The following is a 20726-nucleotide window of genomic DNA, read 5'->3' on the forward strand; positions in this document are numbered from 1 at the left end:
CCCTGCTTATCGATCCTTATTCCCTGTCTGCAAGTAGAGCTAGAATGGCCGCTGCTTGCCGGCGGAGGTGGTTCCACCGCGGGCTGTGCGCCAAAGCCTCGACCGTCCACAGGTCGGAAACGGAGGACATCGCATACAGTGCTTGATCTAGCTCGATGAGGGCCGTGTATATGGTGGTCGTTAAGGGAAGCGGAGGCGGGGCGCTAGTGAGCAGTAACAGCGCATCGTCGTAGTCCAAGGTGATCTCATCCGCGACGACGTAGGGAGGATAATACTGACACTGCTCCTCAGCGGGCGCGGCTAAGAGGCGAAGCGCCGCCACTAGTTGGGTATAGGAGTCGGTCGGCATAGGGGCAGGGTGAAGTAGGGATGGATACGAACGTGCTCCTAGGATCAAGCGCATCGGGTGGCTAGCGCTTAAAAGGAACCCCTTTTTCCAAGTCGAAGGGTGGCACTGAATATTAGGTCCGCTACCTGAAATTTATCGGACCTAAACGTTAGTGCAGGGAGGTAGGGTGGTCCCCGGCTACTGCTCCGCCTACTTGCCTTTAGGAGACCTGCCCGACGACCCGGGGGCCGCTTCGGCTAGCCTGTAGCGCGAGTGCGGTGGCCAGCTGACTGCTCGGCCCTTATTTTCGGACCGGGGCGAGCAGCCGCCGCTGGCCGGAATAATCCGTGGTTCGAACCCGCCCACAGGACGGACACCGCTGGACCTCCACGTAAAAGAACGTTTGGAGGGGTGGCCCCCAGGCGTGCCAGCCGAGTTGACAACGGAGCGGGTGCATCCAGGCCCTACTGCTTGGCATACCGCTGTGTGGTCACCACGCCGCTTAGGCGCTCGGCCGTTCGCGGATCGATTAACAGCTCCAACTCGGTGGCCGTCAGCTTGAGGATCGTATAAGGCCGGAAGGGTATGGGATTATTCGGCGTGGTCACCGTCACCTCCAGGCGCATGTCCTCGATGCGATAGGTACCGGCCAGTTGCTCGCCCCCCTTATAAAGAAAGCGCACGCCCTGCTCGGCCGTAAAGAAGCGCTCATAGTCCTCGCCCGTGCCCGCATACTGGTACGTGTTGTCGGTCATCAGGCCCCCTGCGCTATTATACTCTTGGATCGTTTGTGTTTTTAGCAGCCAGTGCCCGACGATGGTCTTGCGGGCCTCCGAGGTGGGGGTGGGGGCCAGCACTGGCGCCGGCTTCGGGGCGGGATCGGCCCCTTTGTGGTCGGCGCAGCTCAGGGTGGCGACGGTGAGCGTGAGGAGCAGACAGCGGGACAGGCAAGCAGACAGCATAGAATCGAAAAGGATAGCCGGGATACCCCCAGCGGGCTCCAGCCCCGGGCAGGGCAAATCGATGAGATATAAGAATAAAAGGATACCGGGGCAGCATTTTTAATGCTCTCCCCAGCAAATTAGTACAAAAGGTAGGCCAACTAAGAACTGCCGTCAGTAACCGTCCGCCCCGCAGCGAGAACCAGACGAAACTCGACCAGGCAGTAAGTAGCCGGGAGTCAAAAAAGCGGACACACCCATAATAACGTTCGTTAGACTCACAAACTTATATAGCTATAGTTCTATTTGTTCTGCAACAGGTACCGCAAATAAGTGGTTGGTTATACTAAGATAAAAATAATAGGTCCCCTATGCCCCCACGGCCCCTGCTTCTCCTATCCTAGTATGTTTTTTGCCCAGCCTCGGGTCGGATAACTAGAGATTCTTTCTGTGCTCAAACCCTTACTCTTCGCGACCTGCTGCGCCTTGCCTTCCCTGCTCCTGGCTCAGGCCCGCCCCTGCGCCTGCAGTTTAGTCCATTCGGCTCGTTGCCGATTCTGTTTTTATATGTTCAAAGGCACCTATTTTAGCCTGTTTCAGCATGTCGATATAGCCAGGGAGCAGCATCTTATCCCAGTGCATGAGAAATTGTCTGTTGCGTTGAGCGATGGATGACGGTGTCATGCCTGCTTCGATGTCAAGAACGACTGCTCTGGCACCTTCATTATACCAGGTAAGCCAGTTAAAACCTTGTTTCGTATTCGGGTAAAGCAAACTGAACGCAGTCAAGCAAAAAATCCATTGCATCCGTTTCTGCCAGACACCTGACGCATAAAGGCCCCAGGTAAAATAGCAGATAAGCAGCGCTGGCACGGCTAACAGGGCATATCGGTGGGGTAAACCATAAACGGGTACCAAGCCTGCCCGGCCATATCCCATCACTAAGGCGAAAAGCAGGCTGCCAAGGAAAAAAGAAAGCATTCCCCATACGCGGCGGGATTGAGTAGTGTAATCCCTGCGAATTGTAGCAAGCAGTAAAATAAAGGTAGGTAATAGCAGGAAGGCTATCGCCAGAAGCGCTGGCAACCAATTGTATTCAACAGCAGGGCCTAGGCCGAGCGCCTGAAACTTCCAGCCTGTTTTGAGAGTAGCGAGCAGGCCGGGACTGGGTGGGTTCCAAGGGGGGCGCTCATACCCAACAAAATAAACAAGGCCCTCAATACCCGTCAGCAGCACACTACCAACCAACAGCACGCCTACCCACCTTTTAGTCCCTTGTTCTTGATGCTGCCACTGAATAAATCCTTCAGCTAATAGCCAGGGGGCAATGGGCAAAACGTATAATAATCCGTTGGCACCGCATAGGGGCAGCAACATCAAACATAGACCGGCAGCGATGGCCAGTGATGATTTAAGGGCCGATTTATACTGAATGATAAGTAAAAGCAGGATGAGAGTCAACACCGTAGGGAGGACAAATGAGACTTGCCAGCTCCAGAAAAGATTATTTCCGTGCCCTATATGAAGCAAAATCAGCGGAATAAACGCATCCGTTAGCGAAAGTTTTCCTTCCCTTAAGTAAGCGCAAACCCGAATAGCAATAGCCGCCAGTAGGCCTATCAGTAGCACATTGAAAACCATCCCCACTCGAAAATCGCCATGACTTAATTTCAGCAACCCCAAATAGATGAGTCGGGGTAGTGGAATCCGATGTTCATTGACCTGCGACCACAGCCAGCGAGGCATATCTTGCTCATTTCCGGTGAGAGCGGGCACCATGTGCCAGTCTTCGGCCAGCGGCATATTCGGCGCATACCGAAAAATACAAAACAGTGCAAAGGCAAGCAGGCCACACCAGGTAGCCCAAACAAAAACGTTTATCGGTTGAGTTAGACTGTTTTTGCCGGGCATATGCGTATGAAATATATATTATGCCAAATATAGATTGTGGCGATGGATTGACGTTTATTCAATCGGAAGTTTAAATTGTCAGCATACTAGGCAAGTTGCTGCCAAAGTATGAAAAAGCCCCGTGCCCTCGACTGAGGAACGCGGGGCTTTGCCGTTTGGTAGAGCTGGCAACTACAAACCTGTAGGCGCTATAAAGATACTTGTTGGCTGCTATTTCACCATTTCTTGTAGGTTGGTGTATTAGGCAATAATGTCCTACACGGTAGGAGGCCAACTGAATTTGTCCTATAAACTGTCCTATATACAAAAGAAAAAGGCCTTTCCGTTATAGAAAGGCCTTTTTAGGTAGCGGGGACAGGACTCGAACCTGTGACCTTTGGGTTATGAGCCCAACGAGCTACCAACTGCTCCACCCCGCACTGTTTGGTTCTGCAAATGTAAGAGGGTTTTTCGGAATTAGGTGAGGTCCAGCTGCAAAAAGTTGATTGCAGGGGCTTTTGCGCTGATAGTCAGTCTTATTAATTTCTGAGTGTTATTTAAGGCAAGGGCCTTACTGATTAGCCCTCTGTCTTATACCTGTTGGTAGCGCTCCTTAAATCTTAAGTAGGCGGCAGGCCGTATGTAGGTCCCTTACACACATCATACACTTCAGCTTACTCCCCCTCATTGCTAAGAAACACTCTTTTTTAGCTGCTTCCTGCGCGGCAGCATTAGCGACTATGGCGTTGCTGACCGCTTGCGACTCCAACAGTACCACGGGCCAAACGGCTACTTCTGCCCCTGAAGGCAGCTTGGCTACAACGGCCATGGGTGATACAGCCGCCGCAGCTACCCGGCCGTTGCACCCAACGGGACCAAAGCCCGCTTGGGCACCCAATATTGCACCGGAAATGCAAGTTGTTATTGAAAAGCTAGACAGCCTGAGCGGTCCGAAGCCGATGCATGAGTTGACGGCCCAGGAAGCACGTAAGGCCCCATCAGCGACCGACGCTACTATGGCGGCAATGAGAGCATATGGCATTCCGACCCCGCCTTCGCCCGTCGATACGATGAGCAAGGAGGTCGCGCCCGGCGTGAAAGCTCGCATTTATACGCCTCGTAATGCCGGTAATGGACCGTTGCCTGTGGTGGTGTACTACCACGGTGGCGGCTGGGTGATTGCCACCTTAGATACCTACGACCCCTCAGTGCGGGCACTGGCGGAAAAGACGGGGGCCATTTTTGTGTCGGTAGCGTACCGGCAAGCGCCAGAGAATAAATTTCCGACGGCCCATAATGACTCGTTTGCTGCATATCAATGGGTGCTGAAAAATGCGGCCTCCATCAAGGGCGATCCGCAGCGCGTGGCAGTGGCGGGTGAAAGTGCGGGGGGCAATTTGGCCGCCGCCGTGTGCATGATGGCCCGCGACAAAGGCGTGTCATTGCCTAAGCACCAGCTGCTAGTATATCCCATTGCGGGCTACGACCTGAATACACCTTCGTATCAGAAAAACGCCAACGCCAAGCCTCTAAGTAAGCCACTGATGGCGTGGTTCTTCGACAAATACCTGCGCACTCCTGCCGATGGCAAGAACCCGTTGATTTCGCTTGTGACGGCGCCAAACGTAAAAGGCTTGCCCGCAGCTACCGTTATCACGGCTAGCATCGACCCGCTAATGAGCGAAGGCAAAACCTACGCGGATAAGCTACAGGCAGCCGGCGTGCCGGTAAAATACCGCAACTTCGACGGGGCAACGCACGAGTTCTTCGGAATGGGCGCCGTGGTGCCCCAGGCTCGTGAGGCGCAGGATTTTGCGGCTGGCGAGTTGAAAGCTGCCATGAGTAAATAGTTCAGCTTCGACTGTGCATTAAAAAGCCCCCCAGAACTGTTCTGGTGGGCTTTTTTGCCTATAACCCTAAAATCGACTCGTAATACCGAAGTGAATTTTGGAAGCATTCAGCGCCAGCTTTTGACCAAGCTGTTGGGAGCGGCCCACGGAGTATACCAGCTGAAACAAGCCTGCCCCAGTCCGGAAGCTTATGCCCGCGCCTAGGCCGGTGGGCGAATCGGCGTTGTTGCCTTGGTTGAGCTTGCGCTGCAAATAAGCTTGATCGAGGAAGAGAAAAACGAACGAATCGGGGCCGGTAAACTGCCGGTACTCCACGGTGCCGACAGCGTAGGAGCTGGCAAAGAAGGCAAACTCGCTAAAGCCGCGCAGTGTAGCCAAGCCGCCCAGGCGAAATAAGTCGTTGAGAAACAGCCGGTCATTGAGCAAGGATTCGCCCCGCACCCGGCCCAGGAACACGCCGTTGCGCCCCACCGGATAATAATATTCGGCCCGGCCGCCCAACGTAATTTGAGTGGAGCGCAGGGGCACCCGATTGTAGAGCGTATCGTTGAGGTCGGTGTTTTTGCTGATGCGCTTGTTGCCGACGGCTGCCAAACCGGTGAAAAAAGCCCCCCGGCGCGGGAAATATAGGTCGTCGAGGGTGCTTTTGGAATAGTCGAGGCCGTAGGAAGTGTACTCGGAATCGATGTTTTCGGGCAGGGCCCGCAGTTCCCTAAAGGTGGAATCGGAAAGCAGGCGGGAGCTGCGAAACTCTGTGAAGAAGCTGATGCGCCCGGCCCGCGCCGTAGGGTAGGTGACTTGGAGACGCGGCCGTAGCGTCAGAAAGGCATCGGACTGACGGTAGAGGTTGAAATTGCCCCCCACCTCCAGCGGCGAGCCGAAGAAATTGGGGTGCACATATTGAGCATCGAGCAGTTGGGAGGCGGCGTCTACTTTGCGCCATTGCAGACCGAGTTGCTTGCCGCCCCCGCGAATGTTGCGCAAATTAATGGTCACGTCGCCGGTGAGTTGCACCCGGTTCTGGCCCGGTCCGGGACTTGGGTTAGGTAGCACGCCCACAATGGCATCGAACTGGTTGGCGGCCCGGTCGTCGATAAGAAGGTACACGCGCGCTTTGCCTTGAGCGAACCGGACCTCTGGCTCAGCTTTCAGCTGAATGTAGGGGAGCTGGCGGAGCTGGCGGGCAGCGGCGGCCACCCGCTGTTGGCTGTAAGGCTGATTGGGGAAAATCTGCAGATACTTGGTTAGAAACTGTGTGCGGGTCTTGGTGTTGCCTACCACTTGTAGACTGTCAAACACGATGACTGGGCCGCGGTCGAGCACCACGCGGCCCTCAATATCGGAACCGGTGAGGGCGACGGAGTCGAGGCGGATGGTGGCGAAGGGGTAGCCTTGATTTTCGGCTTCGGTAAGTACGCGCTGCTGCAACTGAGTCCACTCCTGGGGCCGGAAGGGCTGGTCGCGGAAGAACTTTTCGCGGTAACCGGCTTTGGTGAGCAGGCCGTCGCCGAGGTTGCCGTTGCGCAGGCGCGCCCACCGAAACTGCTCGCCCACGTACAGGCGCACCCGCACCGTGTCGCGGCGCCAGCGTAGGGTATCGGCTGAGGCAGTGAGGTAAGCGTCGGCTTGTAGGGCCAGCACTAGGTCGCGGATGGTGCGCAGGGCGGTGAGCGAGTCGGGGGCGCTAGGGCGGAAGCGGAAGCGCCGCAGAGCGGGCCGGTCTACCTCTTCCACGTCCAGCCGGATGAATTTTGCCCCCCGAAGCGGTTTGCGCAGGCGGGTGGCGCTGGTATCGGCGCGAGCTGGCGGCAAGGGTGGCGTTTGGAGTGTGGGCTGATTAGGCGCGGCCGGAGTGGGCGTGACCTGTGCCCATGCTGCGCTCGGCCAACTAATTAGCAGCCAGCTTACCACCCAGCAAATGAAGACGCGCACAAACATCGGGGCAAAGAACGCGGACAAGAAGCACTTGTTGTGGGGGGCTTTTTTTGGCCGCAACATTAACAGCGGCAAAAAACGGCCTTTGTCAACTCCCAGACACGATTTGACAACAAAACATCAATCAACATTCCGCCCACCCGATGCAACCAATATTCGTGCACCCGGCTCTTGTAGTTGAAAATAAATCTGTCCTACCTAAAACGATTTGTACTACTATGAAACTGCCAAAAGCATTACTCGGCGCTATCTTGGTGGGCATGACGGTGCAAGCCACCAGCTGCTCAAAAGAAGACGCACCCAAACCCAAAGAAGAAGCTGGGAAAAGCGGGAAGGAGTCTTCCAAAACGCCCGTTAATTGCCCAGCTTGCGGCATGGGATAAACACCCGAAATAGTTGATGGCATGGAAAAGGAGCCGACAATTTTAGCGTCGCTAGCCTGTAATCTGGATGTCGATATTCTGTCGGCGGCTTTTCCGTTGCTGGAAGAAGGTCGAGTAGAAGCTATCGAGTGGTCATTCGACACACTTTTATGGGCTGAGCAAGTACCAGAGTGGTTTTTGGAATTACTCGGCACCTACGGCGCTCAGAAAAGGCTGATAGGCCACGGGGTATTCTTTTCCCTGCTCTCGGGCAAGTGGACGCAGGAGCAACAGCAGTGGCTACAGCAACTGAAAAAGCTATCCACTGAGTTCTACTTCGACCATATCACCGAGCATTTTGGCTTTTTTACTGGTCAGAATTTTCACTACGGAGCGCCTTTGCACATCCCGTACACGGCTACTACGCTGCGCATCGGTCAAGATCGACTGAGCCGTATACAGGATGCTTGCCAGCGGCCGGTGGGGTTGGAGAATCTGGCTTTTGCCTACTCTTTAGACGAGGTAAAACAACACGGCGAGTTTTTGGAAAAGCTGGTGGAGCCCGTAAATGGCTTCCTTATTTTGGACCTGCACAACCTGTACTGTCAGCTCCACAACTTTTCCGTCGCCTACGACGAGCTTATCCAGCTATACCCCTTGGAGCGGGTGCGGGAAATCCATATTTCGGGCGGCAGCTGGGAAAAATCGGCGCTGGTACCGGATAAGAAAATTCGACGGGATACGCACGATGAGTCGGTGCCAGAGGAGGTTTTTCAGCTTCTGGAGCAAACTATACCAAAGTGTTCTAATCTAAAATTTGTGGTGTTGGAGCAGTTGGGCGTTGGCCTAAAAACTGCAGACAGTAGGGCCCAGTTTCGCCGCGATTTTGGGCGGATGGAAAAGATGATGAAGGGGAGTAGAAAAGGTCGTACTAGTAGCCTAAATAATCTGTTTTTGCCGTTGCAGCCTCTCCAAATGACTAGTGCAGTAGAAGACGCGACACTACACGAACAACAGATTCAACTCTCGCATATTCTGGAAACCGCGCTTTCCTTCGAGGAAGCCCAGCGCCGACTGCATTCCTCGTCCCTAGCGAATACCGACTGGAAAGTGGAGCAGTGGGAGCCGCGTATGTTGGAAACCGCCGTCAGTATAGCGCAAAAGTGGAAAAAGTAGCTGCTGTCATTTTATTGGAGAAGTAGTTAGTTGCTAGATTATCCTCTATATAATTATCATACAAGTAGCTAAATTATGTAAGTAAGCATTGACAGGGTAGGGGAAGAGGTATGGGGCTTCCAGGGGAAAGTATTTTCTTAATAATTGGGTGATACCAGGGGCCAAAAAGGATTAATCACTAGACTGCACGCTCCCATGAAACCACTTCTTCCACCTCATCCCCTGCCGCCCGAACCAACCGCCCTGCGGGTGGCCCTACAGCATGACCGTGAAGCTATGCTCACGGAGCTTTACCGGCGCACCTTTCCGATGGTACGGCGCCGGGTGAAGCACCTAGGCGGTACGGATCAGGATGCGCAGGATGTGTTTCATGATGCCCTGGTGATATTTTACGAAAAGGCCATTAGCAGCACCCTCGTACTCACGGCCTCGGCCAGCACTTACTTGGTGAGCATTTGCCATAACCTGTGGCGGCAGGAGCTAAGCCGCCGCAATCGGAGCGCCGCGGTGGATTGGCTGGAAACCGACGCCCCACCCGCCGATGAGCCGGAAGTGACTTCGGCTGATAGTTCAGAGGAGGCTTTTTCGGTGCTGGGGTACGTGGAGCAACTGGGCGAGAAGTGTAAGAGTATTTTGCTGTCCTTTTATTACTTCCAGCAACCCCTGGAGCAGATTGCCACCACCCACCGGTACAGTAGCGTGCGCTCAGCGACGGTGCAGAAATTCAAGTGTCTGGAGCGTTTGCGCAAATCGGTGCGGGCTGTACGAGACCAACTGCTAGCCCACTAACGCCATGCGCTCCGAACTGGAACGTCTGCAGTACATCGAGCAGCAGTTGTTATCCGCAGTGCCGCCTTCGGAGGCCGCCTGGAATGTGCAGCTTTTGCTTGACCCTGAATTGGAAGCTGATACCGAAACGCAACGCCTTTTATATCAAGGTATATACTTAGCGGGCCAGCGCCAGTTGCGGCGCGAACTGGCCGCTATTCATCAGCGCCTATATGCCCCCAGCGCTCGAGTTGGCTGCATACGGCCACGGCTGGGCTGCGCTCCTTCCTGACGCGTCGCCTACACCGCCGCACTTAGCACTGATCCTTTCTATCTGCTTGCCTTTTCCTCCGCGCCACCCAGTCAGCGTGCTGATTTCCTGTGCGCATAACTCACCGCTTTTCATCCAACATACTTATGCTGACCAAAGAAGAATTCCGCAAGTTTGCCGTCCGGGGTCAAGGCTTGAATGGCTTACGAGTCGACGAATATTTGCACCAAGTGGAGGGCCAGATGCGCCACTCCATAACGGGCATGACCCGCTTGGTAATTGAGGAACGCCCCACCCGCTTCGCTGAAATTGACGTGTTCTCCCGCTTGATAATGGACCGTATCGTGTTCCTGGGCACGGCAGTAGATGACCAGATTGCCAACATCATCACCGCGCAACTCCTTTTTCTAGAGTCAGTTGATGCCAACAAAGACATTCTGCTCTATGTAAATTCGCCGGGCGGCTCGGTGTACGCAGGCTTGGGCATTTATGACACCATGCAGTATGTGGGCCCCGACGTAGCAACCATCTGCACCGGGTTGGCCGCCTCGATGGGGGCCTTTTTGCTGGCGGGAGGCGCCTTGGGCAAACGCTCAGCTCTGCCCCACGCTCGCGTCATGATTCACCAGCCTTCGAGTGGTGTGCAAGGTCCTTCAGCTGATATCGAGATTACGGCCCGCGAGGTGGTGAAGCTGCGCCAGGAACTCTACACCATTTATGCCGAACGCACAGGTAAAACCTACCAACAAATTCACGACGACTCAGACCGCGACTATTGGCTACGCGCTGATGAAGCCAGAGACTATGGGCTGATTGACGAAGTATTGGAGCGAAAATTAGTGGCATAAAATCAGGCGAAGCGGCCGTTTGGGTAGCTTGCGGGTCAATTAGAATTACTTGGCGCTGTCGCGCTAAACTAATTGCCCCGCTCCGGCTGTTACCCAACACGCTACTCTTCTTGCTGAATGCCTGGTCTTTACCTCCACATACCTTTCTGTAAACAAGCCTGCCACTACTGCGACTTCCATTTCAGTACTTCTATGGCGCTGAAAGGCAAGCTGGTAGAGGCTCTGGTACGCGAAGTGGAGCTGCGCCGCGACTACCTTGGACCGCAGGCCGTTCTGGAGACAATTTACTTCGGCGGCGGCACGCCATCCTTGCTCACGGCGGCTGAGCTGGATACCCTGTTCTCGGCCATTCATCGGCACTTCCAAATTGCCCCCCAGGCCGAAATTACCCTCGAAGCAAACCCTGACGACCTGACCGCCGACAAGCTGCGGGAGCTGGCCGCTTCGCCTATTAATCGCCTGAGCATTGGGCTGCAAAGCTTCCACGAGCCGCACCTGCGCCTGATGAATCGGGCCCACTCGGCCACTGAGTCGGCGCGGAGTGTGCGGCTGGCCCAGGAGGCGGGCTTCGAGAATATTTCCGTAGACTTGATTTATGGCGTGCCGGCTTCCGACCACGGGATCTGGGAGCAGGATATGGCGGCAGCATTTGCCCTGCAAGTACCGCACCTGTCCTGCTACGCACTTACTATTGAGCCCGATACAGTATTTGGGCGCCGCCTGCGCAAAGGCCAGTTTACCCCGCCACCCGATGAGTTTGTAGCCCGGCAGTTTGAAATGCTGCTGGCCGAAATGGCCACGCACGGCTACGAGCAATACGAGATTTCTAACTTCTGCCTCCCCGGCCGCGAGTCGCGTCACAACTCAAACTACTGGCGCGGTGTGCCTTATTTGGGCTTGGGCCCAAGTGCCCACTCCTTCGATGGCACGAGCCGGGAATTTGCTGTAGCCAACAACACGCGCTATGTAACCAGTCTGCTGGAGCAAAACGAGGTGCCCGTCACCCGCGAAACCCTCTCGCCCACCGACCGCGCCAATGAGTACCTGATGACTAGTCTGCGCACCGCCCGGGGCTGCGATCTGGCCCGGATGCGCCAAGAATTCGGGGTAGATATCCGCTCCCAACGCGCTGACTACTTGCACAATTTAGAGCGAAACCACTGGGCCACCTTACACGATGAAGTATTGATTCTTACTGACCAAGGCAAGCTCCTGGCTGACCACATCACGCTGGAATTATTTCAGGAGGCTGGCTAAATCAATAAAATCAGCGTAATCTGTGCCTATGGAACGCCTGATTGATGCCCTCGCCGACGACGCCGACTTCTTTGTTGAGCACGTTCAAATTACTGCCATCGTATTCGACAATACCGACGACGTAACTGTGTGGGCTACCACCTATTTCGATAACAGTCTGCATTTCTTTCATTTAGGCCTACAGTTTCCGGCTTTGGATCTGTTGCTGCGCTTGGCTGGTGAGCGCGCCGAGGCCTTGCAAGAGGAAGTAGCTGAAGCCCTAGCAACCGTTACGGAGTGGCCTTGCTTGCTGGAGTACACTACCGAAGAAAGGCCCCCAGTGCCGCTGGCCAACGTTGCCATGAAGCTGTCGTGCACTTATCCGGCCTCTTTACTGGAAGATGACGACGAAGAGGAAGAGGATCAGGAAGTAGAGGACGAGGATCAGGAAGACGAAGAGGAAATTGCCCCCCACAACATCTTTTACCTCGAGGGCGTCTATTTGCGCTTGGAACCGTAGGCGTATCATAAACCTCACCACGCAGAGCTATTATGTTCTACTTGATTCCTGGTCTGGGAGCTGACAAGCGCGTTTTTCAGAAATTGCTGCCCTTGCTTCAAGGCCCAGCGCAGGTTTTGGAATGGCTGAAGCCCATCGGCGACGAGCCGCTGCCGGACTACATACGGCGCATGGCGGCAGCAATTCCTGAGGATCAGACCTGTTTCGTGGTCGGGGTGTCATTTGGGGGAACGGTGGCGTTGGAAATTTGCCGAATCCGGCCACTGGCCTGCGCGGTGCTGGTTTCCAGTATTTCAGATGCTAGCCGGTTGCCACTCCTACTGCGTCTTATTCGGGCTACACGGGTGTACAAATTGGTGCCGCCGCCTCTGCTCAAGTTATTTCCTTGGGCAGGCCGCTGGTACTTTGGCATTGACGACAATATCGAATACAAGACTTTCAAAGCCATCCTGCGCGACATGGATTCGGCTTACACTAGCTGGGCAATTGAGCGGCTTTTGCACTGGGACAGCACCGGGGTCGGCAGCTGCGTCCAGATTCTCGGCTCCCGCGACCGAGTTTTCCCGCCTTCTCCCGCGCCTGTCGACTACATGATTCCTGGTGGCACGCACTTTATGGTACTCACCCACGCCCAGCAGATCAGCGAAATCCTGAATGACTTGCTACGCAAACAGTGCCGCGCTCAGGAAGCTGTAGAAGAGCCAACAGACGTGCGGAGTTAAATTCTACCCACCCATCGCTGCTCTCATAAATGCTCGCCACTTATCCCTTCCACGGCCACACATTCTCATTTGACCCTAGTGCGCCCCTGGATATTTCGCTGCCTTTGGCGCCGGGCCCAGATCAAGTCAACTGCTTTTGGGCCGAGCCGGTGCAGTTCGAAACCATTTGGGTGGGTGACTTTGTAGGAAGCGTAGCTGAAGGTGGCAGCACCAACTACAAGCGCGTGCACCTCACGCCCCACGGCAACGGTACCCATACGGAGTGCTACGGTCATATTTCTACCAACCCCGCGGCGACCTTGAATCAATGCCTGCGTCGCTTTTTATTTGTGGCCCGACTCATTTCAGTAGAGCCACGCCCGCAGCCCAATGGCGACCAGGTAGTGATGCTTGCCGACGCGCAGTCGGCGCTGGGGGGCTTTTTGCCGGGCTCCTCGCAGTTACCAGAGGCTATTATTCTGCGGACCCTGCCAAACCATAAAGCCAAGCGTACCCGCCAGTACTCCGGCACCAACCCTACCTATATTGAGCCTGCGCTGGCTCAGTACCTTGCCGACCATCACATTGAACACTTGCTTCTAGATTTGCCTAGTGTAGACAGAGAAGAAGACGGTGGCCAGCTTCTCGCTCACCATGCTTTCTGGCAATACCCCGAGCATACGCGGCGCGCCAGCACCATTACGGAACTCATCTTTGTGCCTGATAATTTGAAGGACGGTCTGTATCTGCTTAATCTTCAGGTTACAAGTCTCGAGCTTGACGCCAGCCCGAGCAAGCCAATTTTATACAAACTCAACTGAGCTTAGCACTCCTTCAATTGCTTCGGGTTTCAGAAGCTACTACACACTTATGACACGAACGCAAAAAGCCCCCCAGATTTACCTGGGGGGCTTTTTGTTACTTTCCTGATTTCCACCAAAGCTGTGGAGATCGATTAGCTAATAAGTTAGACTAAGCAGCAGTTGCTTCGGTCAACTCGGTGTCGTCGATGACGGGTACTACCGATACGAACGAACGGTCCTTGCGGCCCTTGCGGAACTGCACGGTGCCATCGACCATAGCGAACAGAGTGTGGTCTTTGCCGATACCCACGTTCTGGCCGGGGTGGTGCTTAGTGCCACGCTGACGAACGATGATGTTGCCAGCAATGATGTCTTGACCGCCGAAGATCTTCACGCCCAAGCGCTTAGAATGCGATTCGCGGCCGTTGTTAGATGAGCCTACGCCTTTCTTATGTGCCATTGTAGTATGTGTTGTGCGTTAGTGGTGCTGACTTGCCTATTGGTTGCTCAGGGCGGAAAACTCTCGCTCAGCAACTCATCAGGCTAGTTCAACTACCCGATGCTGTTGATCATTACTTTGGTGTAGTCCTGACGGTGGCCGTTGAGCTTCTTGTAGCCCTTACGACGCTTCTTCTTGAAGACCAATACCTTGTCACCCTTTACTTGAGCCAAGATGGTACCTTTCACAGTCACGTCCAGAAACGGAGCGCCGATAGTGAGCGAACCGTTATTATCGGTCAGGAGCACATTGCCCAGCTCAACTACGTCGCCGACGTTGCCGGCTAGTTTGTGGGTATAAACAAATTTCTCGGCTTCGACCTTGGTCTGCTTGCCAGCTATGTTGACGATTGCGTACATCGGCGTCTCGCGTGTTTTAAAAATGGGAAGGCAAAAGTAGCAGGTTTAAGATTCAAAACCAAACCTAACTCACTAGTCTTCATTTGGTCGGCGAAACAAGGCGCATCGCGAAGGAGGTTTTCAGAGGGTTCTAGGAGCACGCGCCGGGCACGCGAATACACTTTTTGTGGATAAGTTAGATTGTCCACAGATGGAATGTGGATAACTATTCATAATTCGGGCATTTAGAAGGAAATTTAGGCCTTTTCCACAAAAATTATATAGCAGGCAACTTAGCCAGCATAGGCAAAAATTAACAGAATAAAAATGCTTTTCAGGGGGCATTTTGCCGGTAGTCGGGTTTATATTTGATCCATTGACCAGCCAAATTTTATCTAAAGCTGGACTAAACAATTCCGTTTGTCGCAAGGTTGGCAAGCCACCGCCTGATCATATTTTTGGTCACGTTCACCTTCAATACGCTATCTGTTATGGAACCACTGCTCGTTGAGAACCCCAACCGCTTTGTGCTTTTCCCCATCCAGAACGACGATGTCTGGCAATTCTACAAGAAGGCGGAAGCTTCCTTTTGGACCGCCGAGGAAATAGACCTTTCCCAAGATCAGAAAGATTGGGAAAACCTCAACGATAACGAGAAACACTTCATCTCGCACGTGCTCGCCTTCTTCGCGGCCTCTGATGGCATCGTGAATGAGAACCTGGCTGTCAACTTCATGCAGGAAGTGCAGATGCCTGAAGCGCGCTGCTTCTACGGCTTCCAGATCATGATGGAAAACATTCACAGCGAGACTTATTCGCTGCTGATTGACACCTACATCAAAGATCCCAAGGAGAAAGACCGCCTCTTCAATGCCCTCGAAACCGTGCCTTGCGTGAAGAAAAAAGGTGAGTGGGCCCTGAAGTGGATCAACTCCGAAGATTTCGCCGAGCGCATCATCGCCTTTGCCGCCGTGGAGGGCATTTTCTTCTCTGGCTCGTTCTGCTCAATCTTCTGGCTGAAGAAGCGTGGCTTGATGCCCGGCCTCACCTTTTCCAACGAGCTAATCTCCCGCGACGAAGGTCTACACTGTGACTTCGCTTGTTTGCTGTACGGCTACCTCCAAAACAAGCTCTCCGAAGAGCGTGTGCATAGCATCATCCGCGACGCGGTAACCATCGAGCAGGAGTTTGTAACGGATGCCCTGCCCGTGAACCTGATCGGGATGAACGCCAAAAACATGGCGCAGTATATCGAGTTTGTGGCCGACCGCCTACTGGTGTCGTTGGGCTACAGCAAGATTTACAATGCTTCCAATCCCTTCGATTTCATGGAGATGATTTCTCTGCAGGGTAAAACCAACTTCTTCGAAAAGCGCGTAGCTGAGTATCAGAAAGCCGGCGTGATGAGCGAGCGTACCGAGAATGCCTTCTCGCTCGACGAGGATTTTTAATCTGTTGATTCTCAATAAAGAGGCCCTCCAGCGTTGGTTGGGGGGCTTTTTTGTTGGCTTGTTTCTCGTTCAACGAGGCCTCACCCCCTAGCCCCCTCTTCTAGGGGAGAGGAGGAACTAGCTCTAAGAGCTAGTAAGTAGTAAGAGCTACTATTCTAGAAAATCTAAAAGCTAGTTCTCCCTCTCCCCTAGAAGAGGGGGCTAGGGGGTGAGGCCAATCGTTAGCGCCGCCTACCAAATTTCCCCCAACACTACAACCCAATTTCACCTCCAAAATTTAGTACCAATCTCACAGCGCCTCCCATCAATTTTGCCCCCCAGCGCTGGATTTTTGGACTATGTGGATAACTTCTGTTGATAAGTCTTGTCCTACCCAACTGTAAGAAATATCTTCCGCAACGATTAGCCACATCCATTCGCGGCTTACCCCAATTTCCCGATTATACTGCCTGCTCCAATAGAGCCGGCAAACTCATATCCAACTACCAAAACGCACACGCTTATGCTGGTAATTAAACGCGACGGCCGGCGCGAATCCGTGAAATTTGACAAAGTCACGGCGCGCATCGAGAAGCTCTGCTACGGGCTCAACATGGTGTATGTCTCGCCAATAGAAGTGGCCAAAAAGGTCATTGACGGGATTTATGACGGCGTAACGACCATTGAGCTAGACAACCTGGCCGCCGAAACCGCTGCCTCGCTCACCACCAAGCACCCCGACTACGCTATTCTGGCGGCCCGCATTGCCGTGAGCAACTTACATAAGGTGACGTCCAAGTCGTTCAGCAGCACGATGAAGCGGTTGTACACTTACGAGGACCCCAAGACGGGCGAAAACGCTTCGCTTATTGCCAAAGACGTGTGGGAAGTTATCCACAAGCACGCGGCTACCCTCGACTCGGCTATCCTGTATGACCGCGACTACAGCTACGACTACTTCGGGTTCAAAACCCTGGAGCGCTCCTACCTGCTGCGCATGGATGGCAAAGTGGTAGAGCGGCCCCAGCACATGCTCATGCGCGTGGCCATCGGTATTCACAAGGACGATATCGACTCGGCCATTGAGACCTATGAGCTAATGAGCGAGCGGTGGTTTACCCACGCTACCCCTACCCTGTTCAACGCCGGCTCACCGAAGCCCCAGTTGTCGTCGTGCTTCCTGCTCACCATGAAGGACGACTCCATCACGGGCATTTACGACACGCTGAAAAACTGCGCCCAGATTTCGCAGTCGGCGGGCGGTATTGGCCTCAGCATACATAACGTGCGGGCTACGGGCTCTTACATCAAGGGCACCAACGGTACCTCCAACGGTATCATCCCGATGCTGAAGGTGTTCAACGACACGGCCCGCTACGTGGACCAGGGTGGTGGCAAGCGCAAAGGCGCCTTCGCTATTTACATCGAGCCCTGGCACGCCGACATCTTCGACTTCCTGGACCTCAAGAAAAACCACGGCAAGGAAGAAAACCGCGCCCGCGACCTGTTCTACGCCCTCTGGACGCCCGACTTGTTCATGAAGCGCGTGGAAGAGAATGGCGACTGGACCCTGATGTGCCCCAACGAGTGCCCCGGCCTGGGCGACACCTGGGGCGAGGACTTCGAGCGCTTGTACCGCAAGTACGAGAAGGAAGGCCGCGGCCGCAAGACCATCAAGGCGCAGGAGCTGTGGTTTGCCATTCTGGAAAGCCAGACCGAGACCGGCACGCCCTACATGCTGTTCAAGGACGCGGCCAACCGCAAGTCGAACCAGCAGAACCTGGGTACCATCAAGTCGTCGAACCTGTGCACCGAGATTATGGAGTACACCGACGAGAACGAAATTGCGGTCTGCAACCTGGCTTCGCTGGCCTTGCCGCGCTTCGTGAAGGAAGGTGAGCAGAAGGGCCAGATGGTGTTCGACCACCAGAAGCTCTACGAGGTAACGTACCACGCTACCAAGAACCTGAACAAGGTTATTGACATCAATTATTACCCCGTGCCCGAGGCCGAGCGCTCCAACCGTCGCCACCGCCCCATCGGGCTGGGCGTGCAAGGGCTGGCCGATACGTTTATTGCGCTGCGCATGCCCTTCGAGAGCGACGAAGCCACGGGCCTGAACAAGGACATCTTCGAGACCATCTACTTCGCGGCCTGCACGGCTTCCATGGATTTGGCCAAGAAAAATGGCCCCTACGAGACCTTCGCCGGCTCGCCCATGAGCCAGGGTAAGTTTCAGTTCGACCTCTGGAACGTGACGCCCGACTCGGGCCGCTGGGATTGGGAAACGCTGCGTGCTCAGGTAATGGAGCACGGCATGCGCAACTCCCTGCTGGTGGCGCCTATGCCCACGGCCAGCACCGCCCAGATTCTCGGCAACAACGAGTCGTTTGAGCCTTACACCTCCAACATCTACGTGCGGCGCGTGCTGAGCGGAGAGTTTATGGTGGTAAACAAGCACTTGCTCAAGGACCTCATCAAGCTCGGCATCTGGAACGAGCAGATGAAGAACGAAATCATTGCTGCCAACGGCTCGGTGCAGAACATCGCCCGCATCCCGCAGCACATCAAAGACCTGTATAAGACGGTGTGGGAAATCTCCCAGCGCCGCATTATCGATATGTCGGCCGACCGGGGGGCATTTATTTGCCAGAGCCAGAGCCTGAACCTGCACGTGATGAACGTGAACTTCGGCAAGCTCACCAGCATGCACTTCCACAGCTGGAAGAAGGGCCTCAAAACCGGCATGTACTACCTGCGCACCAAAGCCGCCGCCGACGCCATCAAGTTCACGGTGCAGAAACAAGCCGCCGAGACCCTAGAGCCGCTGAACGTAGCCGCCCAGAATGCTTCGGATATGGCTTGCTCGCTGGATAATCCAGATGCTTGCGAGGCTTGCGGTTCGTAATTAAATGTTTGAAGGCTATAAGGTTGATTTTGGCAAAGTAAATTGGAATTGGTGCCACAGCTTCAATATCCAGATGGACGAAATAGAGGAGCTTTTAGCTGCTTCTGATCGTAGTTCGTGGTATATCAAAGAAGATGGCTCTTACGAAGTTGTTGGATATACGAAGCACCGGAAGTTTCTTTCAGTTACTTTTATGTTGAAGGATGACCACTTAGTCATCGAAGACGTAAATTTACCTAGTTATGAAACCATCCGAGACGTCATCCTCCGCCAACTCGAATCCGGCCAATAATCTTTCAATGATTGGTAGGACGATAGAGGAGTATGAACGCATCAGAGTTAGTGGCCCACTGACGAAGCAAGAGTTTCTATCTCACCTGCGTAAAACCGGGCAACTACCACCCAATACCAATTGGCAATTGGCTTCGTAGTTCCCTTAATATTAAGATAAGAACGCCCGACCATATTGGTTGGGCGTTCTGCATTTATGGTAATATCATGCACCTGCAAATGCGCGTAAGAAGCACCTTATTCTTACACTAATCAACACCTATGAAACCTCGGGTAATCTGCCACATGATGAGTTCCCTGGACGGGCGCACCATTCTCAGCCGCTGGGGCGACTCGCCCAACACCAAGGAGTACGAAACGACGGCCGCCACCTTCGAGGCCCAGGCCTGGCTGTGCGGGCGCGTGACCATGGAAAAGGACTTCACCCACGGCCTAGCCCCCGACCTGAAGCCCGTAGCCTCTCCCCTGCCCCGCACCGACTTCGTGGCCGAGCACGGTGCCGAGTCGTTTGCCGTGGCTGTCGATGCCCACGGGAAGCTAGGCTGGGAATCGGCCGCCATCGACGACGACCACATCATCAGCATCCTCACCGAGCAGGTAAGCGACGAATACCTGGCTTACCTGCGTGAGAAAGGCGTGTCGTACCTATTCGGCGGCGCCCAGGAAATCGACTTCGCGCTGGTCCTGCACAAGCTAGGCGAGCTATTCCCTATCCAGACCATCCTGCTGGAAGGCGGAGGGCACCTGAACGGTTCCCTGCTCAAAGCCGGCCTGATCGATGAGCTGAGCCTCCTGCATTACCCCGTGGTAGATGGCGCGCCCACCTCGCCCACCATCTTCGAGCAGAGCGATGCGCCGGGCCCCGCCACACCCTTCAAGCTCCTAAGCGCCGAGCAGCGCCCCGACGGGATTCTGTGGCTTCGCTACGAGGCAGGAGCAGCTTAGAAAAAGCCCCCCAGAAAGCCGGTTGGCGCCGTGGGGGGCTTTTTCTTTTGAGGTGGTCATGCCGAGGCGGAGCCGAAGCATCTCGCGTGCTGGTATTGCGATGGTAACTTCTCGGAGAGAACGTCATGCAGAGCAGAGCTAAGCATCTCGCGTGCTGACGTTGCAATGCTATATCTTTAAATTGAACATATTACTATAAAGACAATCATCTAGTGTACATCTACCTTCTGACCAATCCTGCTAGGTCAGTTCTTTACACCGGCATCACTAATAACTTGGACCGACGGCTGTATGAACACAATCAAAACCTAGGTACTGCGGGCAAATTCACCGGCCGTTATCAATGCAATCTGCTTATGTATTTTGAGGTATGTCCCGATGCTCTCCAAGCTATTGCGCGCGAAAAAGAGATCAAAGGCTGGAGTAGAGCTAAGAAAGAAGCCCTGATTGCGACAATGAATCCGACTTGGGAGCCTATCGATTTGAGTACTTGGTCGGGGTAAACGAATTACTAAATAATTCTTCAATACCATAACGTCATGCAGAGGCGGAGCCGAAGCATCTCGCGTGCTGATGTTTGGTTGCTAACCTTGATAAACACGCGAGATGCTTCGGCTCCGCCTCTGCATGACCGCCTTTTGAACCAGCTCTTCAACCAAGGCGGTATCATACCAGACAGCGCACAA

Annotated in this window: 21 protein-coding genes and 1 tRNA gene; 15 read left to right on the forward strand and 7 right to left on the reverse strand. The window is 54.2% G+C overall.

What is annotated here, in order from left to right; translation table 11 throughout:
* Window positions 1-16 precede the first annotated feature (16 nt).
* From ACW9KT_RS00005 to ACW9KT_RS00020, 4 genes are all read right to left on the reverse strand, one after another.
* Window positions 17-349 (reverse strand): hypothetical protein, encoded by a 333-nt coding sequence (locus tag ACW9KT_RS00005; RefSeq protein ID WP_457077308.1) that lies wholly within the window; start codon window positions 347-349, stop codon window positions 17-19.
* 443 nt (window positions 350-792) lie between these two features.
* On the reverse strand, window positions 793-1347 hold the full coding sequence (locus ACW9KT_RS00010) for a hypothetical protein (protein WP_457077309.1): 555 nt from the start codon (window positions 1345-1347) through the stop codon (window positions 793-795).
* A 453-nt stretch (window positions 1348-1800) separates the two neighbouring features.
* Entirely contained in the window at window positions 1801-3180 is a 1380-nt protein-coding gene (locus tag ACW9KT_RS00015; protein WP_457077310.1) for a hypothetical protein, read from the reverse strand.
* Between the two features lie 346 nt (window positions 3181-3526).
* Window positions 3527-3599, reverse strand: a tRNA-Met gene (locus tag ACW9KT_RS00020).
* 300 nt (window positions 3600-3899) lie between these two features.
* Between ACW9KT_RS00020 and ACW9KT_RS00025 the strand changes: the two genes are divergently transcribed.
* Complete coding sequence (locus tag ACW9KT_RS00025) at window positions 3900-5009, forward strand: alpha/beta hydrolase (RefSeq protein WP_457077311.1); 1110 nt, start codon at window positions 3900-3902, stop codon at window positions 5007-5009.
* 66 nt (window positions 5010-5075) lie between these two features.
* Here ACW9KT_RS00025 and ACW9KT_RS00030 read toward each other — a convergent pair whose 3' ends face one another.
* The gene (locus ACW9KT_RS00030; RefSeq protein WP_457077312.1) at window positions 5076-6968 is read right to left on the reverse strand and encodes a POTRA domain-containing protein; all 1893 of its coding nucleotides are present in this window, start codon (window positions 6966-6968) and stop codon (window positions 5076-5078) included.
* 119 nt (window positions 6969-7087) lie between these two features.
* On the opposite strand from ACW9KT_RS00030, the gene ACW9KT_RS00035 reads away from it, so the two are divergent.
* From ACW9KT_RS00035 to ACW9KT_RS00075, 9 genes are all read left to right on the forward strand, one after another.
* Window positions 7088-7327, forward strand: coding sequence for a chryseobasin-related MNIO class RiPP peptide (locus ACW9KT_RS00035; protein WP_457077313.1), 240 nt, complete (start codon window positions 7088-7090; stop codon window positions 7325-7327).
* A gap of 21 nt (window positions 7328-7348) precedes the next feature.
* Window positions 7349-8482 carry a multinuclear nonheme iron-dependent oxidase gene (locus ACW9KT_RS00040; RefSeq protein WP_457077314.1) on the forward strand — a complete coding sequence of 378 codons (1134 nt, stop codon included), beginning with the start codon at window positions 7349-7351 and terminating at the stop codon, window positions 8480-8482.
* Window positions 8483-8677: 195 nt separating this feature from the next.
* Complete coding sequence (locus ACW9KT_RS00045; protein WP_457077315.1) at window positions 8678-9271, forward strand: RNA polymerase sigma factor; 594 nt, start codon at window positions 8678-8680, stop codon at window positions 9269-9271.
* Between the two features lie 4 nt (window positions 9272-9275).
* Window positions 9276-9542, forward strand: a complete 267-nt coding sequence (locus ACW9KT_RS00050) for a hypothetical protein (RefSeq protein ID WP_457077316.1) — start codon at window positions 9276-9278, stop codon at window positions 9540-9542.
* Window positions 9543-9667: 125 nt separating this feature from the next.
* Window positions 9668-10369: a ClpP family protease gene (locus ACW9KT_RS00055; RefSeq protein WP_457077317.1), complete on the forward strand. Its 702-nt coding sequence runs from the start codon at window positions 9668-9670 to the stop codon at window positions 10367-10369.
* Window positions 10370-10486: 117 nt separating this feature from the next.
* Window positions 10487-11626: a radical SAM family heme chaperone HemW gene (hemW, locus tag ACW9KT_RS00060; protein WP_457077318.1), complete on the forward strand. Its 1140-nt coding sequence runs from the start codon at window positions 10487-10489 to the stop codon at window positions 11624-11626.
* Between the two features lie 28 nt (window positions 11627-11654).
* On the forward strand, window positions 11655-12125 hold the full coding sequence (locus tag ACW9KT_RS00065) for a hypothetical protein (protein WP_457077319.1): 471 nt from the start codon (window positions 11655-11657) through the stop codon (window positions 12123-12125).
* Window positions 12126-12157: 32 nt separating this feature from the next.
* A complete protein-coding gene (locus tag ACW9KT_RS00070; protein ID WP_457077320.1) occupies window positions 12158-12847 on the forward strand; it encodes an alpha/beta fold hydrolase in 690 nt (229 codons plus the stop codon).
* A gap of 29 nt (window positions 12848-12876) precedes the next feature.
* Window positions 12877-13647, forward strand: a complete 771-nt coding sequence (locus ACW9KT_RS00075; RefSeq protein ID WP_457077321.1) for a cyclase family protein — start codon at window positions 12877-12879, stop codon at window positions 13645-13647.
* Between the two features lie 151 nt (window positions 13648-13798).
* Here ACW9KT_RS00075 and rpmA read toward each other — a convergent pair whose 3' ends face one another.
* Together rpmA and rplU are read right to left on the reverse strand one after the other, a co-directional pair.
* On the reverse strand, window positions 13799-14089 hold the full coding sequence (rpmA, locus tag ACW9KT_RS00080; RefSeq protein WP_457077322.1) for a 50S ribosomal protein L27: 291 nt from the start codon (window positions 14087-14089) through the stop codon (window positions 13799-13801).
* A gap of 92 nt (window positions 14090-14181) precedes the next feature.
* Window positions 14182-14487: a 50S ribosomal protein L21 gene (rplU, locus tag ACW9KT_RS00085; RefSeq protein WP_457077323.1), complete on the reverse strand. Its 306-nt coding sequence runs from the start codon at window positions 14485-14487 to the stop codon at window positions 14182-14184.
* Between the two features lie 470 nt (window positions 14488-14957).
* Here rplU and ACW9KT_RS00090 point away from each other — a divergent pair, with 470 nt between their 5' ends.
* The 5 genes from ACW9KT_RS00090 (at window position 14958) to ACW9KT_RS00110 (ending at window position 20543) form a co-directional block, all read left to right on the forward strand.
* Window positions 14958-15917, forward strand: coding sequence for a ribonucleoside-diphosphate reductase small subunit (locus ACW9KT_RS00090; RefSeq protein WP_133274415.1), 960 nt, complete (start codon window positions 14958-14960; stop codon window positions 15915-15917).
* A 502-nt stretch (window positions 15918-16419) separates the two neighbouring features.
* Window positions 16420-18804, forward strand: a complete 2385-nt coding sequence (locus ACW9KT_RS00095) for a ribonucleoside-diphosphate reductase subunit alpha (RefSeq protein ID WP_457077324.1) — start codon at window positions 16420-16422, stop codon at window positions 18802-18804.
* 4 nt (window positions 18805-18808) lie between these two features.
* On the forward strand, window positions 18809-19096 hold the full coding sequence (locus tag ACW9KT_RS00100) for a hypothetical protein (RefSeq protein ID WP_457077325.1): 288 nt from the start codon (window positions 18809-18811) through the stop codon (window positions 19094-19096).
* 260 nt (window positions 19097-19356) lie between these two features.
* Window positions 19357-20040, forward strand: coding sequence for a RibD family protein (locus ACW9KT_RS00105; protein WP_457077326.1), 684 nt, complete (start codon window positions 19357-19359; stop codon window positions 20038-20040).
* A 212-nt stretch (window positions 20041-20252) separates the two neighbouring features.
* The gene (locus ACW9KT_RS00110) at window positions 20253-20543 is read left to right on the forward strand and encodes a GIY-YIG nuclease family protein (RefSeq protein ID WP_457077327.1); all 291 of its coding nucleotides are present in this window, start codon (window positions 20253-20255) and stop codon (window positions 20541-20543) included.
* Window positions 20544-20726 lie beyond the last annotated feature (183 nt).

It is taken from the genome of Hymenobacter sp. HD11105, from assembly GCF_054051685.1.